Source organism: Bacillus sp. DE0042, assembly GCF_007680225.1.
Classification (GTDB): Bacteria; Bacillota; Bacilli; order Bacillales; family Bacillaceae_G; genus Bacillus_A; species Bacillus_A wiedmannii.
On the sequence record NZ_VEJP01000036.1, the window covers coordinates 1 to 342 of the forward strand.

The 342-nt window shown below is 52.9% G+C and carries 3 tRNA genes; all 3 read left to right on the forward strand.

The annotated features are described in order from the left end of the window. Positions 1–82: 82 nt before the first annotated feature. The 3 genes from FS802_RS30720 (at position 83) to FS802_RS30730 (ending at position 340) form a co-directional block, all read left to right on the forward strand. Positions 83–157, forward strand: a tRNA-Asn gene (locus FS802_RS30720). Positions 158–159: 2 nt separating this feature from the next. Next, a tRNA-Ser gene (locus tag FS802_RS30725) sits at positions 160–251 on the forward strand. Between the two features lie 17 nt (positions 252–268). Continuing rightward, a tRNA-Glu gene (locus tag FS802_RS30730) sits at positions 269–340 on the forward strand. Positions 341–342 lie beyond the last annotated feature (2 nt).

Sequence of the window (342 nt, forward strand, 5' to 3'; positions counted from 1 at the left end):
AACACGGAAGTTAAGCTCTCTAGCGCCGATGGTAGTTGGGACCTTGTCCCTGTGAGAGTAGGACGTTGCCAGGCAATATTATTCCGCAGTAGCTCAGCGGTAGAGCTATCGGCTGTTAACCGATCGGTCGTAGGTTCGATTCCTACCTGCGGAGCCATTGGAGAGCTGTCCGAGTTGGCCGAAGGAGCACGATTGGAAATCGTGTATACGTCACAAGCGTATCAAGGGTTCGAATCCCTTGCTCTCCGCCATAGGATTTATAATATTTGGCCCGTTGGTCAAGTGGTTAAGACACCGCCCTTTCACGGCGGTAACACGGGTTCGAATCCCGTACGGGTCACC